Source organism: Pseudomonas sp. 32_A (genome assembly GCF_017490905.1).
GTDB lineage: Bacteria > Pseudomonadota > Gammaproteobacteria > Pseudomonadales > Pseudomonadaceae > Aquipseudomonas > Aquipseudomonas inefficax.
In genome coordinates this window covers 1-514 of sequence record NZ_JAFGYI010000194.1, presented here as the reverse complement: position 1 = coordinate 514, position 514 = coordinate 1, and the positions used below count along the sequence as shown (strand labels likewise).

Annotated in this window: 2 tRNA genes and 1 rRNA gene; all 3 read left to right on the top strand. The window is 48.8% G+C overall.

Annotated elements, in window-relative coordinates:
* Positions 1-76 (top strand): 16S ribosomal RNA (locus J5M58_RS26250); the annotation flags it as partial.
* Between the two features lie 85 nt (positions 77-161).
* Positions 162-238: transfer RNA gene (locus J5M58_RS26245), tRNA-Ile, on the top strand.
* 24 nt (positions 239-262) lie between these two features.
* Positions 263-338: transfer RNA gene (locus J5M58_RS26240), tRNA-Ala, on the top strand.
* Positions 339-514: the final 176 nt, after the last annotated feature.

Genomic DNA, 514 nt, shown 5'->3' with positions numbered 1-514 from the left:
CACGGTGTGATTCATGACTGGGGTGAAGTCGTAACAAGGTAGCCGTAGGGGAACCTGCGGCTGGATCACCTCCTTAATCGACGACATCAGCCTGCTGATGAGCTCCCACACGAATTGCTTGATTCATTGTAAAAGACGATGCTGTAACGCGACCCTGTTATAGGTCTGTAGCTCAGTTGGTTAGAGCGCACCCCTGATAAGGGTGAGGTCGGCAGTTCAAATCTGCCCAGACCTACCATTACATGGTTCAGCCGTAGAATACGGGGCCATAGCTCAGCTGGGAGAGCGCCTGCCTTGCACGCAGGAGGTCAGCGGTTCGATCCCGCTTGGCTCCACCACTTCCGCAGTACACAGTAACTTGTCAGAACTTAGAAATGAGCATTCAGATCGAATGTTGATTTCTGACTTTTGTCAGATCGTTCTTTAAAAATTCGGATATGTGATAGATATAGACTGATGACCAGTTTCACTGCTGGTTAATCAGGCTAAGGTAAAATTTGTGAGTTCTGCTCGA